The 11,961-nt window shown below is 72.7% G+C and carries 13 protein-coding genes; 2 read left to right on the top strand and 11 right to left on the bottom strand.

Annotated elements, in window-relative coordinates; genetic code table 11:
* Nucleotides 1-101 precede the first annotated feature (101 nt).
* Genes DQE82_RS29850 through DQE82_RS29800 form a run of 11 tightly spaced genes read right to left on the bottom strand, consistent with a single transcriptional unit; the run spans nt 102 to nt 10,779 of the window.
* A complete protein-coding gene (locus tag DQE82_RS29850; RefSeq protein WP_197494985.1) occupies nt 102-1,103 on the bottom strand; it encodes an amidohydrolase family protein in 1,002 nt (333 codons plus the stop codon).
* 5 nt (nt 1,104-1,108) lie between these two features.
* A complete protein-coding gene (locus DQE82_RS29845; RefSeq protein WP_030502185.1) occupies nt 1,109-1,633 on the bottom strand; it encodes a 3-hydroxyanthranilate 3,4-dioxygenase in 525 nt (174 codons plus the stop codon).
* Complete coding sequence (locus tag DQE82_RS29840; protein WP_113974815.1) at nt 1,626-2,087, bottom strand: RidA family protein; 462 nt, start codon at nt 2,085-2,087, stop codon at nt 1,626-1,628. The genes DQE82_RS29845 and DQE82_RS29840 overlap by 8 nt, the downstream gene beginning before the upstream one ends.
* A gap of 20 nt (nt 2,088-2,107) precedes the next feature.
* Nucleotides 2,108-2,881 (bottom strand): 2-keto-4-pentenoate hydratase, encoded by a 774-nt coding sequence (locus DQE82_RS29835; protein ID WP_113974814.1) that lies wholly within the window; start codon nt 2,879-2,881, stop codon nt 2,108-2,110.
* Nucleotides 2,878-3,993, bottom strand: a complete 1,116-nt coding sequence (gene dmpG / locus DQE82_RS29830) for a 4-hydroxy-2-oxovalerate aldolase (RefSeq protein WP_113974813.1) — start codon at nt 3,991-3,993, stop codon at nt 2,878-2,880. Before dmpG ends, DQE82_RS29835 begins: the two co-directional genes overlap by 4 nt.
* A complete protein-coding gene (locus DQE82_RS29825) occupies nt 3,990-4,928 on the bottom strand; it encodes an acetaldehyde dehydrogenase (acetylating) (protein ID WP_113974812.1) in 939 nt (312 codons plus the stop codon). Before DQE82_RS29825 ends, dmpG begins: the two co-directional genes overlap by 4 nt.
* Entirely contained in the window at nt 4,925-5,722 is a 798-nt protein-coding gene (locus tag DQE82_RS29820) for a 2-keto-4-pentenoate hydratase (RefSeq protein WP_069087296.1), read from the bottom strand. Before DQE82_RS29820 ends, DQE82_RS29825 begins: the two co-directional genes overlap by 4 nt.
* 56 nt (nt 5,723-5,778) lie before the next feature.
* Nucleotides 5,779-7,260: a 2-hydroxymuconic semialdehyde dehydrogenase gene (locus DQE82_RS29815; protein WP_113974831.1), complete on the bottom strand. Its 1,482-nt coding sequence runs from the start codon at nt 7,258-7,260 to the stop codon at nt 5,779-5,781.
* Between the two features lie 20 nt (nt 7,261-7,280).
* Complete coding sequence (locus tag DQE82_RS29810) at nt 7,281-8,609, bottom strand: NAD(P)/FAD-dependent oxidoreductase (RefSeq protein WP_064448649.1); 1,329 nt, start codon at nt 8,607-8,609, stop codon at nt 7,281-7,283.
* On the bottom strand, nt 8,606-9,886 hold the full coding sequence (gene kynU / locus DQE82_RS29805) for a kynureninase (RefSeq protein WP_043328909.1): 1,281 nt from the start codon (nt 9,884-9,886) through the stop codon (nt 8,606-8,608). Before kynU ends, DQE82_RS29810 begins: the two co-directional genes overlap by 4 nt.
* Nucleotides 9,887-9,900: 14 nt before the next feature.
* A complete protein-coding gene (locus DQE82_RS29800; protein WP_113974811.1) occupies nt 9,901-10,779 on the bottom strand; it encodes a tryptophan 2,3-dioxygenase in 879 nt (292 codons plus the stop codon).
* A gap of 148 nt (nt 10,780-10,927) precedes the next feature.
* Between DQE82_RS29800 and DQE82_RS29795 the strand changes: the two genes are divergently transcribed.
* Entirely contained in the window at nt 10,928-11,368 is a 441-nt protein-coding gene (locus DQE82_RS29795; RefSeq protein WP_030502195.1) for an Lrp/AsnC family transcriptional regulator, read from the top strand.
* A gap of 79 nt (nt 11,369-11,447) precedes the next feature.
* Nucleotides 11,448-11,957: a hypothetical protein gene (locus tag DQE82_RS29790; RefSeq protein ID WP_043328906.1), complete on the top strand. Its 510-nt coding sequence runs from the start codon at nt 11,448-11,450 to the stop codon at nt 11,955-11,957.
* Nucleotides 11,958-11,961: the final 4 nt, after the last annotated feature.

Here is an 11,961-nt window from a genome sequence, read left to right as displayed (position 1 = left end):
GTCCGGCGGCCGGGAGGCCGGGCGACACGTCCGGCGGGTCCTGCGCAGCGCCGGGTGCGTCCGTCGACTCTAGGGCGACGACGGACGCACCCGGGCCGGTCTCAGCGGCCGAGGAACCGCAGCGCGTTGCCGCCGAGCAGCGCGGCCCGCTGATCGTCGGTGAGGAAGTCCGCCCGGTGCACCACCTGGCCCACCGGCCGCTCCCCCAGCGGGTACGGGTAGTCGCTGCCGAGCAGCACCCGCTCGGCGCCCATGGTGTCCACGAGCAGCCGCAGCGCGGCCGGCTCGAAGACCACCGAGTCGACGTGGAACCGGTCCACGTACGAGCTGGGCGGCGCGCTCGACGCGCCGCGTACCAGGTCGCCGCGGCGGTGCCAGGCGTTGTCGGCGCGGCCCAGCCAGAACGGGAAGCTGCCGCCACCGTGCGCGAAGCAGATCCGCAGCGTCTCCGGAACCCGGTCGAACACGCCGCCGAGGATCAGCGCCAGCACCGACAGGTGCGTCTCGGCCGGCATCCCGGTCAGCCACCGGGCCATCCACCGGTCCAGGCGGGGGCCGCCGGGCATGTCCCACGGGTGCACGAAGACCGGCGCGCCGACCTCGGCGCAGTGGGTGAGGAACTGCACGATGCCCGCGTCGTCCAGGTCCCGGTCGCCGACGTGGTTGCCGATCTCCACCCCGGCGTGCCCGGCCGCCAGGCAGCGGTCCAGCTCGGCGCAGGCCGCGTCCGCGTCCTGCAACGGCACCTGGCAGAACGGCACCAGCCGGTCGCCGCCGGCCGCGGTGACCTCCAGCGTGAGGTCGTTGAAGATCCGGGCCACCTTGACCGCCTGGTCGGCCGGGCGGTCGTAGCTGAAGAAGACCGGGGTGGGCGAGACGACCTGCACGTCCACGCCGTCGGCGGCCATGTCGGCGAGCCGGGTCGGCGCGTCCCAGCACTGCGCGCCGATCGGGCGGAACTCCGTCTCCCCCACCATGATCATGGCGGCGCGCTCGGAGTCCACCCGCAGCCAGGGCCAGCCGGCCCCGCCGCACGCCGCGGCGAGGTCCGGCCACCCCTTCGGTACGACGTGCGTGTGCACGTCCACGACCGGCATCGACACCGGCGTCAGCCCTTGCCCGGGTGCAGCGCGCCGCAGTTGTCGCAGGTGCGGGCCTTCTCGTCGGCGTAGAACGCGGCGAAGACCGGGGGCAGGTCGGCTGCGATGTCGCGGACCTGCAACTCCACCTCGTGCACCTTGTGGTGGCACTCGGCGCAGTACCACTGGAACTTCTCCAGCGTGCCCTCCTCGCGGACCCGCTCGATCACCATGCCGATCGAGCCGGCCTCGGGACGCTGCGGCGAGTGCGGGGTGTTGCGCGGCAGCATCCACATCTGGCCCTCGCGCACGTGCACCGTACGCGGCCCCTCGGGCAGCATCAGGTTGACGTGCATGTTGCCCTTGACCTGGTAGAAGAACTCCTCGTACGGGTCGACGTGGAAGTCCGTGCGCTGGTTCGGGCCGCCCACCACCATGACGATGAAGTCGTCGCTGCCGGGCAGCATCTCCTTGTTGCCCACCGGGGGCTTGAGCAGGTGCTGGTTGTCGCCGATCCAGCCGGAGAAGCTGAACGGCTCGGCGATCTCACTCATGGGAACCTCCCGACGGAAGAAGGGCGACGGCCTGCATCTCGATCAGCAGATGCGGGTGCGGAAGCTGGTGCACGGCGACTGTGGTCCGGGTCGGGCCGGTGGCGTCGAAGAACTCGGCCCACACCTGGTTGTAGCCACCGAAGTCGTTCATGTTGACCAGGTAGCTGGTGACCTGCACCAGGTCGCCGAGGTCGGCGCCGACCGAGCGCAGCAGGTCCCGGATGTTCTCGATCACGGCCCGGGTCTGCTCCCGGATGTCCAGGTCGGTGGTGCCGAGCTCGTCCACCGACACCCCGGCGAACGTGTTGTCCGGCCGGCGCGACGACGTACCGGACACGTAGACGAATCCGCCGGCCACCTTGACGTGCGGGAACGCGCCCCGCGGCACGGCCTTCCCGGCCACCACGCGGGCGGTCGCCGGGCCGCTTTCCGTTCGCGACTGCGGGGCTCGCAAACCCGGCTCACTCCTCGCGCTCACGAGAGGGCCTTCAGGGAGGCGGAACCCAGCTTCTCCACTGTGGCGCGGACGTGCGCCCCGGGGCGCAGCGGCACCGCGGCGGTGGCCGCGCCGGCCAGGAACACCCAGCCCTTGCGCAGCCGGACGCCGTGCCGGCCGGCCAGCCGCAGGCCCTCGTCCAGCGCGCGGCGCGGGTCGCCGAGGATGGCCGCGGTCGAGCCGACCTGCGCCACCCGCCCGTCGATCTCCAGCAGCACGCCGAGGTTGTCCAGCCCGTCCGGCACCGGCGACCACGGCCCGACCACGAACGCGGCGGCCGAGGTGTTGTCGGCGACCACGTCCGGCAGGGAGAAGGTGAAGTTCGCGTACCGGGAGTCGATCAGCTCGATCGCCGGGGCGACAGCGCGTACCGCCCGGGTGAACGAGCCGACCGGTTCGCCCGGGTCGGGCAGCCGGTCCAGCAGGAACGCCACCTCCGGCTCGACGCGCGGGTGGATGAAGTCACCGACGTCGACGGCGCCGCCGTCGGGCACCCGCATCACGTCGGTCAGCCGGCCCCAGATCACCTCGTCCACGCCGACCTGCGCCATCTTCGCCTTGCTGGTCAGGCCCATCTTCAGGCCGACCAGCCGCTCGCCCCGGTCGAGGCGGCGCTTCACCAGCGCGGTCTGCACCGAGTACGCGGCGTCGACGTCGAGGCCGGTCTCGGCGGCGAGCTGCGGGATCGCGGTGGCGGTGTCGGCCGCCGCGCCCAGCTTCTCCGCGATGCCGGCGATGTCCGGCCCGATCATGCTGTGCCACCTTTCGTTCGCGACTGCGGGGCTCGCAAACCCGGCTCACTCCTCGCGCTCACGGCCTCCTTACCGGCCAGGTCCAGTGCCACGTCCACGATCATGTCCTCCTGGCCGCCGACCATCCGGCGACGGCCCAGCTCGACCAGGATCGAGCGGACGTCCACGCCGTACTTGGCCGAGGCCCGCTCGGCGTGCCGCAGGAAGCTGGAGTAGACGCCCGCGTACCCCAGGGAGAGCGTCTCCCGGTCCACCTGGACCGGCCGGTCCTGCAACGGGCGGACCAGGTCGTCGGCGGCGTCCATCAGCGCGAACACGTCACAGCCGTGCTTCCAGCCGTGCAGCTCGGCGACCGCGACGAAGACCTCCAGCGGCGCGTTGCCCGCGCCCGCGCCCATGCCGGCCAGCGACGCGTCCACCCGGACGGTCCGCCCGGACGGCGAACCCAGCGGGCCGTCGCCGAGGATCCGGCCGTGCTCGACCGCCAGCACGCTGTTCGCCACACCCAGGGACAGGTTGTGGTGCGCGTGGATGCCGATCTGCGTCTCCGGCTCCAGCACCTGCCGGTACGCGTCGACGCGCTGCGCCACGTCGGACATCAGCAGCCGCCCGCCGGAGTCGGTGACGTAGACGCAGTGCGCGCCGTACGACTCCATCAGCTTGGCCTGCGCGGCCAGCCCGGCCGGGTCGTTGAGGTGCGACATCATCAGGAACCCGGAGACGTCCATGTCGTTCTCGCGGGCCCAGGCGATGTGCTGGGCGGAGATGTCCGCCTCGGTGCAGTGCGTGGCGATCCGGACGCTTGTCACGCCGAGCGCCTTCGCCGCCTTCAGGTCGGCGATGGTGCCGATGCCGGGCAGCAGCAGCGTGGTCAGCCGCGCGGTGGTCAGCACCTCGGCGGCAGCGGCGATCCAGTCCGCGTCGGCGGCGGCGCCGTGCCCGTAGTTGACGCTGGAACCGGCCAGGCCGTCGCCGTGCGCCACCTCGACAGCGGCCACACCCGCCGCGTCGAGCGCGGCGGCGATGGTACGCACCTGGTCGACCGTGTAGCGGTGCCCGATGGCGTGCATGCCGTCGCGCAGCGTCACGTCCTGGATGTACAGGTCGGTCATCGGGGTGCCCCCTCCGGGGAACGCAGCGCCACCAGCCGCTCCGCGGTGCGCAGCGCGGCCGACGTCATGATGTCGAGGTTCCCGGCGTACGCGGGCAGGTAGTGCCCGGCACCGGAGACCTCCAGGAACACCGACACCTGCAGGCCGGTGAAGTGCCGGCCGAGCACCGGCGCGTACGTGTCGACCGCGTCGAACTGCACGTCCTGCTTGAGCCGGTAGCCGGGCACGTACTCCTGCACGGCCTTGACCATGTCGGCCACCGAGGCGGCGATCTTCACCCGGTCGGCGTCGGCGTCCGGGCACAGGCAGTAGACCGTGTCGCGCATCAGCAGCGGCGGGTCGGCCGGGTTCAGCACGATGATGGCCTTGCCGCGCTCGGCGCCGCCGACCACCTCGATCGCCCGGGCGGTGGTCTCGGTGAACTCGTCGATGTTGGCCCGGGTGCCCGGACCGGCCGACTTCGAGGCGATCGAGGCGACGATCTCGCCGTACGCGACCGGGGTGACCCGGCCGACCGCGTGCACGATCGGCACCGTCGCCTGCCCGCCGCAGGTCACCATGTTGACGTTGGGCTCGCCCAGGTGCTCGTCGAGGTTCACCGGCGGCACCACGTACGGGCCGATCGCGGCCGGGGTCAGGTCGACGACCGTGCGCCCGTGTGCCCGCAGCACCTCGTCGTGCCGCTTGTGCGCGCCGGCCGAGGTGGCGTCGAAGACGAGCTGGACGTCGGCGAACTCGGGCAGCGCGACCAGGCCGTCGACGCCCTCGGCGGTGGTGGTCACGCCGAGCCGGCGGGCCCGGGCCAGACCGTCCGAGGCCGGGTCGATGCCGGCCATCGCCACCATGCGCAGGCTCTCACTGAGCCGCAGCACCTTGATCATCAGGTCGGTGCCGATGTTGCCCGACCCGAGCACCGCCACTCCGACGCCGCTCATGAGCTTCCCTCCCGCGAGAAACAGGTACGCACCGAGCCGAGCCCGGAGATGCGCGCCTCGTACGCGGCGCCGGGCGTGACCGGCACCATCGGGCCGAGCGCGCCGGAGAGCACCACGTCACCGGCCTTGAGCGGATCGCCCGCCCGGGCCATGGTCGCGGCCAGCCACTGCAGCGCGTGCAGCGGGTTGCCGAGGCAGGCCGCGCCCGCGCCGACCGAGACCGGCTCACCGGCGTGCTCCAGCACCATGCCGCACAACCGCAGGTCCACGTCGGCGAGCCGCCGGGGCGCGGTGCCGAGCACGAACAGCCCGCTGGAGGCGTTGTCCGCCACCGTGTCCACGATGGAGATGTCCCAGTCGGCGACCCGCGAGTCGACGATCTCGATGGCCGGCAGCACGTGGTCCACCGCCCGGATCAGGTCGACAGTGGTGACCCGCTCGTCCGGCAGGTCCGCGCCGAGCACGAAGGCGATCTCCGCCTCCACCCGCGGCTGGAGCAGCCGGTCGATCGGCACCTCGACGCCGTCGCCGACGGCCATGTCGTCGAAGAGCACCCCGAAGTCGGGCTGGAAGACGCCGAAGCTCTCCTGCACGGTTCGCGACGTCAGGCCGATCTTCGCGCCGACGCGGCGGTGCCCCTTGCCCAGCCGTTGCCGGGTGTAGACCTGCTGCACCTGGTACGCGGCCTCGACGTCGCCCTCGGGCAGCAGCCGGCCGCGCAGCGGCGGGCAGGGTTTGCCCTCCTGCCGGGCCACCGCGAGTTCCCGGTTGGCGGCCTCGATGTCCACGGTCATGGCGGTTCCTCGCTTACGTCGCTGGGGATTCCGGCCATTCTGCCCACCACGCGCGCTCATGACAGGTCCACACAGACGTTTGTCAGTTCGGAATAGAAGTCGAGCGAGTGCACGCCGCCCTCGCGGCCCACACCCGACGCCTTCACCCCGCCGAACGGGGTGCGCAGGTCGCGCAGGAACCAGGTGTTCACCCAGACGATGCCGGCGTCGAGCCGGGCGCCGGCCCGGTGCGCCCGGCCCACGTCCCGCGTCCACACCGTCGCGGCCAGGCCGTAGTCGGTGCCGTTGGCCAGCGCGAACGCCTCGTCCTCGTCGTCGAACGGCGCGACGTGCACCACCGGGCCGAAGATTTCCTCCTGGTTGGTGCGGGCGTCCGCGCCGAGGCCGGTGAGCACTGTCGGCTGCACGTACGCCCCGCCGTCGCGGCCGTCGCCGAAGCGCGGCGTGCCGCCGCCCGCGCGGACCTCGGCGCCCTCGGTGCGGGCCAGCGCGTAGTGGCCGAGCACCTTGTCCCGGTGCCCGTGCGAGATCAGCGGCATGTTCGCCGTCGCCTCGTCGTCCGGCCAGCCGTACGCCAGCTCGTCGGCGCGCTTGGCCAGCCGCGCGGTGAACTCCTCGAACACCGGCCGCTGCACGTAGATGCGCTCGGTACACAGGCACACCTGGCCGCCGTTTGTGAAACTGGACCGCACCGAGCCGGCCACCGCCGCGTCCAGGTCGGCGTCGGCGAACACCAGGCCGGCGTTCTTGCCGCCGAGCTCGAAGCTGACCGCCTTCACCCCGTCGGCGGCGGCGCGCATGATCGCGCTGCCGGTGGCCGACTCGCCGGTGAACGTGATCGCGTCCACGCCCGGGTGGCGGGTCAGGTGCTCGCCGGCCGAGCCCGGGCCGAAGCCGTGCACCAGGTTGAACACGCCGTCCGGCACGCCCGCCGCGGCCATCACCTCGGCCAGCAGCGTGGCGGAGGCCGGGGTCTCCTCGCTGGGTTTGACCACCACGGCGTTGCCGCAGGCCAGGGCCGGCGCGACCTTCCAGGTGAGCAGCAGCAGCGGCAGGTTCCACGGCACGATCACCGCGACCACGCCGACCGGCTTGCGGACCGCGTAGTTCAGCGCCCGGCCACCCGTCGGGGTGACAGTGGTGAACGACTCGGTGGGCGCGGTCGCGACGATCTCGGCGAACGCGCGGAAGTTCGCCGCGCCGCGCGGGATGTCGAGCGTCCGGGCCTGCGAGATGGCCTTGCCGGTGTCCGCCACCTCGGCGGCCACCAGGTCGTCGAAGCGCCGCTCCAGCTCGTCGGCGACCCGGCGCAGCACCTCGGCGCGTTCCCGCTCCCCCATCCGGCCCCACGGGCCGCGCAGCGCCGCCCGGGCGGCGGCCACCGCGTCGTCCACCGTGGACTGGGACGCCTCGACCACCTCGAACACCGGCTCGCCGGTGACCGGGCTGCGCTTGGTGAACCGGGCGCCGGCGTCGACGAACTCGCCGCCGACGAAGTTGCGCAGCAGGCCGGGGCCGTCCGGCGCGTGCCCGGCCATCAGCCGGGGATCCCAGAGCGTCATCGCCGCCGCCCCAGCGCCGCGCGGACCCCACCGGCGAGCAGCGCCACCGCGCCGGCCGCCACCGCGCCGACGACCGCGTACTGCGCGCGCACCCGGCGGCGCACCTGCGCGTACGGGGTGGTGGAGAAGGAGACCAGCTCGTACTGGGAGACGTAGCGGCCGGGCAGCGCGCGCTCCAGCGCGTGCTCGACCTGCTTGCGGGTCCGGAACACCGGCGAGGCGACCTTGTCCCGCATCTCCACGAAGTTCGCCAGCGCCATCCGGGCGATCGCCTCCGCGTTGTCCTGGCGGCGGTGCTGGAACAGCGGCAGCGCGGCGGCCCACTCGTCGTCGCACTCGTCGAGGCAGCGGTCCAGCTCGACCACGTCCTCGAACGCGCAGTTCGCGCCCTGGCCGTAGAACGGCACGATGGCGTGCGCGGCGTCGCCGATCAGGCCGACCTTCCCGGCCACCTGCCACGGCGTGCAGCGCACCGTGCCGAGCAGGCCGATCGGGTTGTGCTGATAGTCGTCGACCAGGTTCGGGGCCAGCGGGACCAGGTCCGGGTAGTGGGTGGCGAAGAACCGCTCGATCGCGGCCGGGCTGCTCAGCGACGCGAAGCTGCGCGTGCCGTGGGTCGGCCAGAACAGCGTGCAGGTGAAGGAGCGGTCCGGGTTCGGCAGCGCGATCATCATCGAGGTGCCGCGCGGCCAGATGTGCAGCGCGCCCGGGTCGAGCGCGAACTCCCCGCCCAGCGGCGGGATGGTCAGCTCCTTGTAGCCGTAGTCGAGGAAGTCGAGGCTCTCGGTCAGGCCCCCGTACGCGAGCAGTTGCCCGCGCACCGCGGAGCCGGCGCCGTCGGCGCCGAGGATGACCGAGGCGGTGGCGGTGACCTTGCCCTGCGGGGTCTCGAACGTCATCTCGCCGCCGAGCGGGTCGAGGCCGACCAGCCGGTGGTCGAACGCGACGCGCACGTTCGGCAGCGCGGCGGCGGCGTCCAGCAGCGCGTTGTTCAGCGCGCCCCGGCTGATCGAGTTGATCGCCAGGTCGCCGGTGCCGCTGTAGGACTGGAACTCCGGCTCACCCTCGACCGGGTGGATCATGCGGCCGCGCATCGGCAGCGCGTCCGCCATCACCTCGTCCTCCAGGCCGATGCGGCGCAGCGCGTCCAGGCCGCGCTCGGACAGCGCCAGGTTGATCGAGCGGCCCCGCTCGACGGTGCCGGTACGCGGGTCGGGCCGCCGCTCGTAGAGGGCCACCGGGTAGCCGCGCCGGGCCAGGTAGCAGGCCAGCAGGCAGCCGGCCAGCCCGGCGCCGACCACAGCGATCTCGTCGCGCTCGGTCATGAGCCCTCCTTCTCAACAGTTGCCGCCAGCGCCTCGGCGACCCGCCAGCAGTCGTGGTACGTCGAGTAGAGCGGCACCGGGGCGAACCGGACGATGTCCGGCTCCCGGGCGTCGGCGACGACGCCGTGCTCGTGCCGCAGCCGCTTGGTCAGCTCGTTCGCGCTGCCCACCCCGATCCGCACCGAGAGCTGGCAGCCGCGCCGGGCCGGGTCGCGCGGGGTGACCACGCTCAGCGGGCGGCCCGGCGTGACCTCGTCGAGCAGCTGCTCCAGGAAGGCGGTGAGCCGCAGGCTGCGCTCGCGCAGCGCCGGCATGCCGACGGAGTCGAACAGCTCCAGCGAGGTACGCACCGGGCCCATCGCGAAGATCGGCGGGTTGGAGATCTGCCACGCCTCGACGGTGGCCGGCGGCCGGGACACCGGGGTCATCTCGAACCGGGTGGCCGCCTCGGTGCTCCACCAGCCCTCGAAGCGCTGGATCGACGGGTCGCCGAGGTGCCGTTCGTGGACGAAGACGCCGCCCAGCGCGCCCGGGCCGGAGTTGAGGTACTTGTAGGAGCACCAGGCCGCGAAGTCGACGTCCCAGTCGTGCAGCGCCAGCGGCACGTTGCCGGCGGCGTGCGCCAGGTCCCAGCCGACCACCGCGCCCGCGGCGCGCCCGGCGGCCGTGATGGCGGGGATGTCCATCAGCTCGCCGGTCAGGTAGTTCACGCCGCCGAGCATCAGCAGCGCCACCGTGTGGCCCTCTCGGGCCAGGAAGTCCAGCACGTCCTGCGTGCCGAGTGTGTCGGATCCGGGGCGCGGCTTGAGGCGGACGACAGTGGTGTCTGGGTCCAGGCCGTGGAAGCGGGCCTGGCTGCGCACCGCGTAGCTGTCTGACGGGAACGCGCTGTCCTCGATCACGATGCGGGTGCGCTCGCCGGCCGGCCGGTAGAAGCTCACCATCAGCAGGTGCAGGTTGACGGTGAGGGAGTTCATCACCACCGTCTCCGCGGGCAGCGCGCCGACCAGGCGGGCGGCCGGCGCGGTCAGCAGCTCGTGGTACGGCAGCCAGGGCCGCTCCGACTCCAGGTGCCCCTCCACGCCCAGGCGCTGCCAGGCGTCCAGGTCGGCGAGGAGCTCGTCCCGGGTGGCGCGGGGCTGCAGGCCGAGCGAGTTGCCGGCCAGGTACGCGGTGTCCGGGTAGCGACCGCCGTCAGCCGGCGGGATGTGGAACAGGTGCCGGTGACCGGGGTCGTCGGCGTCGCGGCGGAGGGCTTCGTTCTCGGGGGTGTGCATGCTGTTCTCTCTCGTCACATCGCGGTGCGGGCCGACCACAGCTCCGGGAAGACCACCCGGGCCATGCTGCGCTGCAACCATGCCAGTCCGGCGGAACCGCCGCTGCCGACCTTGGCGCCCATGGTGCGCTGCACGGCCTTGACGTGGTTCCAGCGCCAGTCGCCGAACTCCTCGGCGATCTCGGTCAGCGCGTCGCCGAGCAGGCGCAGGTGGTTGTCCGGGCCGCTGTCGCCGTAGATCCGGACCCAGGCCGCCTCGATCGCCGGGTGCGCCTCGTGCTCGGCGTTGACGTCCCGGGACAGCAGCTCGGCCGGCACGTCGAAGCCCTTGCGGGCCAGCAGCGCCACCACCTCGTCCCAGAGGCTCGGCGTGGCCAGCGCGGCGGTCAGCTCGTCGTACACGTCGGTCTGCCGGCGGAACGGGCGGATCAGCGCCCGGTCGCGCAGGCCGAGCAGGAACTCCAGCTGCCGGTACATCGCGGACTGGAAGCCGGAGCCCTCGCCGAGCCGGTCGCGGAAGCGGTTGAAGTCGGCCGGGCTCATCCAGCGCAGGCCGTGCCAGGCCGCGTTGAGGCCCTCCAGGTGCAGGGCGGCCCGGCGCAGCGGGGCCAGCGCCTCCCAGATCCGGTCCTCGCGCAGCTCACGCTTGGCGTGCCGCAGCTCGTGGCAGGTCAGCCCGAAGTACAGCTCCATGATCTGGCTGACCATCAGGAAGGACATCTCGCCCGGGTCGTCGCTGAGCGGCTCCTGGAGCCGGTGCAGGGTGCTGGCCCGTACGTAGGCGTCGTACGGCACGCGCTCGGCGAATTCCAGCGTCGGCTCGCCGCCGTTGCGTGCCGCCCGAGCCGCCCGTTCCTGGGGGGTTACCGGGCGCACCGCCGTCGTCTGTTCCACAGTCGTTCTCCGTCCGTGCGCGGGGTAGACGTCATGATCCCGCTGGTGGGCGGCCGAATGGAATGCCTGTTCAACGGCGGTATGGTGTTCTCACCTCGCGAACCGAAACCATCTCGCGTCGCTCCCTTTACGGAAGGAAGGTCCCCGCGTGGACGACATGGACTGGGCGTTGCTGCGTGAGCTCCAGGCCGACGCCCGGCTCTCGTACAGCGAGTTGTCCCGCCGGGTCCACCTGTCCCCGCCCGCGGTGGCCGAACGGGTGCGGCGGCTGGAGGAGTCCGGCGTGATCACCGGCTACCACGCCCACGTCGACCTCACCCGGGCCGGACGCACGGTGCTCGCCCTGATCCGGATGTCCTGTTACGGCGCGCGCTGCATCCTCAACGACCCCGAGGTGGCCGGCTGGCCGGAGATCATGGAGATCCACCGGATCACCGGGGACGCCTGCAGCATGCTCAAGGTCGCCGCCACCAACATGGGCGAGTTCGAGGAGGTCATCGACCGGCTCGCCCCGTACGGCCAGCCGTCCAGCACGATGGTGCTCTCCACGCCGCTGGCCTGGCATCCCGTGGTGAAGGCGCCTCGTTAGCTTCCCCCGCCCCCCGGGAAAGCAGCCGCCGCTGCCCGTCAGTGGGTCCGGCGCACCGTCGCGCCGGGAGGGGGGAACCATGCGAGGGCTCCTGTCACACCGCGTGCTGTCGTCCGTACTGGGCCTGTTCGGCCTGGTCGCGACGTTCGTCCTGGCGACCGCGCCACCGGCGCGGGCCGGCGAGAGCGTGTTCATCGAGGTGACGCCGAACAGCGTCCAGGCCGGTTCCCGGGTGAGCCTGCGGGCCGGCTGCGACAACAGCAACAACCGTCAGGCCCAGGTCACCTCGGACGCCTTCGGGCGGGTGACGCTGCGACCCGACAACGGCTTCCTCACCGGCTCGGTCACCGTGCCCGGCAACAAGGCGCCCGGCGACTACCCGGTGAACCTGGACTGCTCCAACGGCAACACCGCCTCGACCATGCTCACCGTGCTGAACATGGCGCAGCCGAGCAAGGGACCGGCGACCGGCGGTGGGGGCGCCGCGGGCGGCCGGGGCACCGGCTCGCTGCTGCTGGTCGGCGGGCTGGTGGCGGTGGCAGTGGTGGCCGGCGTGAGCGCCCGCCGCAAGACCGGTAACCGCGTCTGACGAG

The sequence above is a fragment of the Micromonospora sp. LHW51205 genome (genome assembly GCF_003315815.1).
Lineage (GTDB): Bacteria > Actinomycetota > Actinomycetes > Mycobacteriales > Micromonosporaceae > Micromonospora > Micromonospora chalcea.
This window is presented reverse-complemented; position numbering and strand designations above follow the sequence as displayed.

What these genes read in the sequence shown, in the direction of transcription:
- DQE82_RS29845 (WP_030502185.1), bottom strand. Translation starts at nt 1,633, where the DNA reads ATGAGTGAGATCGCCGAGCCGTTCAGCTTCTCCGGCTGGATCGGCGAC.
- DQE82_RS29835 (WP_113974814.1), bottom strand. Translation starts at nt 2,881, where the DNA reads ATGATCGGGCCGGACATCGCCGGCATCGCGGAGAAGCTGGGCGCGGCG.
- dmpG (WP_113974813.1), bottom strand. Translation starts at nt 3,993, where the DNA reads ATGACCGACCTGTACATCCAGGACGTGACGCTGCGCGACGGCATGCAC.
- DQE82_RS29825 (WP_113974812.1), bottom strand. Translation starts at nt 4,928, where the DNA reads ATGAGCGGCGTCGGAGTGGCGGTGCTCGGGTCGGGCAACATCGGCACC.
- DQE82_RS29820 (WP_069087296.1), bottom strand. Translation starts at nt 5,722, where the DNA reads ATGACCGTGGACATCGAGGCCGCCAACCGGGAACTCGCGGTGGCCCGG.
- DQE82_RS29815 (WP_113974831.1), bottom strand. Translation starts at nt 7,260, where the DNA reads ATGGCCGGGCACGCGCCGGACGGCCCCGGCCTGCTGCGCAACTTCGTC.
- DQE82_RS29810 (WP_064448649.1), bottom strand. Translation starts at nt 8,609, where the DNA reads ATGACCGAGCGCGACGAGATCGCTGTGGTCGGCGCCGGGCTGGCCGGC.
- kynU (WP_043328909.1), bottom strand. Translation starts at nt 9,886, where the DNA reads ATGCACACCCCCGAGAACGAAGCCCTCCGCCGCGACGCCGACGACCCC.
- DQE82_RS29790 (WP_043328906.1), top strand. Translation starts at nt 11,448, where the DNA reads ATGCGAGGGCTCCTGTCACACCGCGTGCTGTCGTCCGTACTGGGCCTG.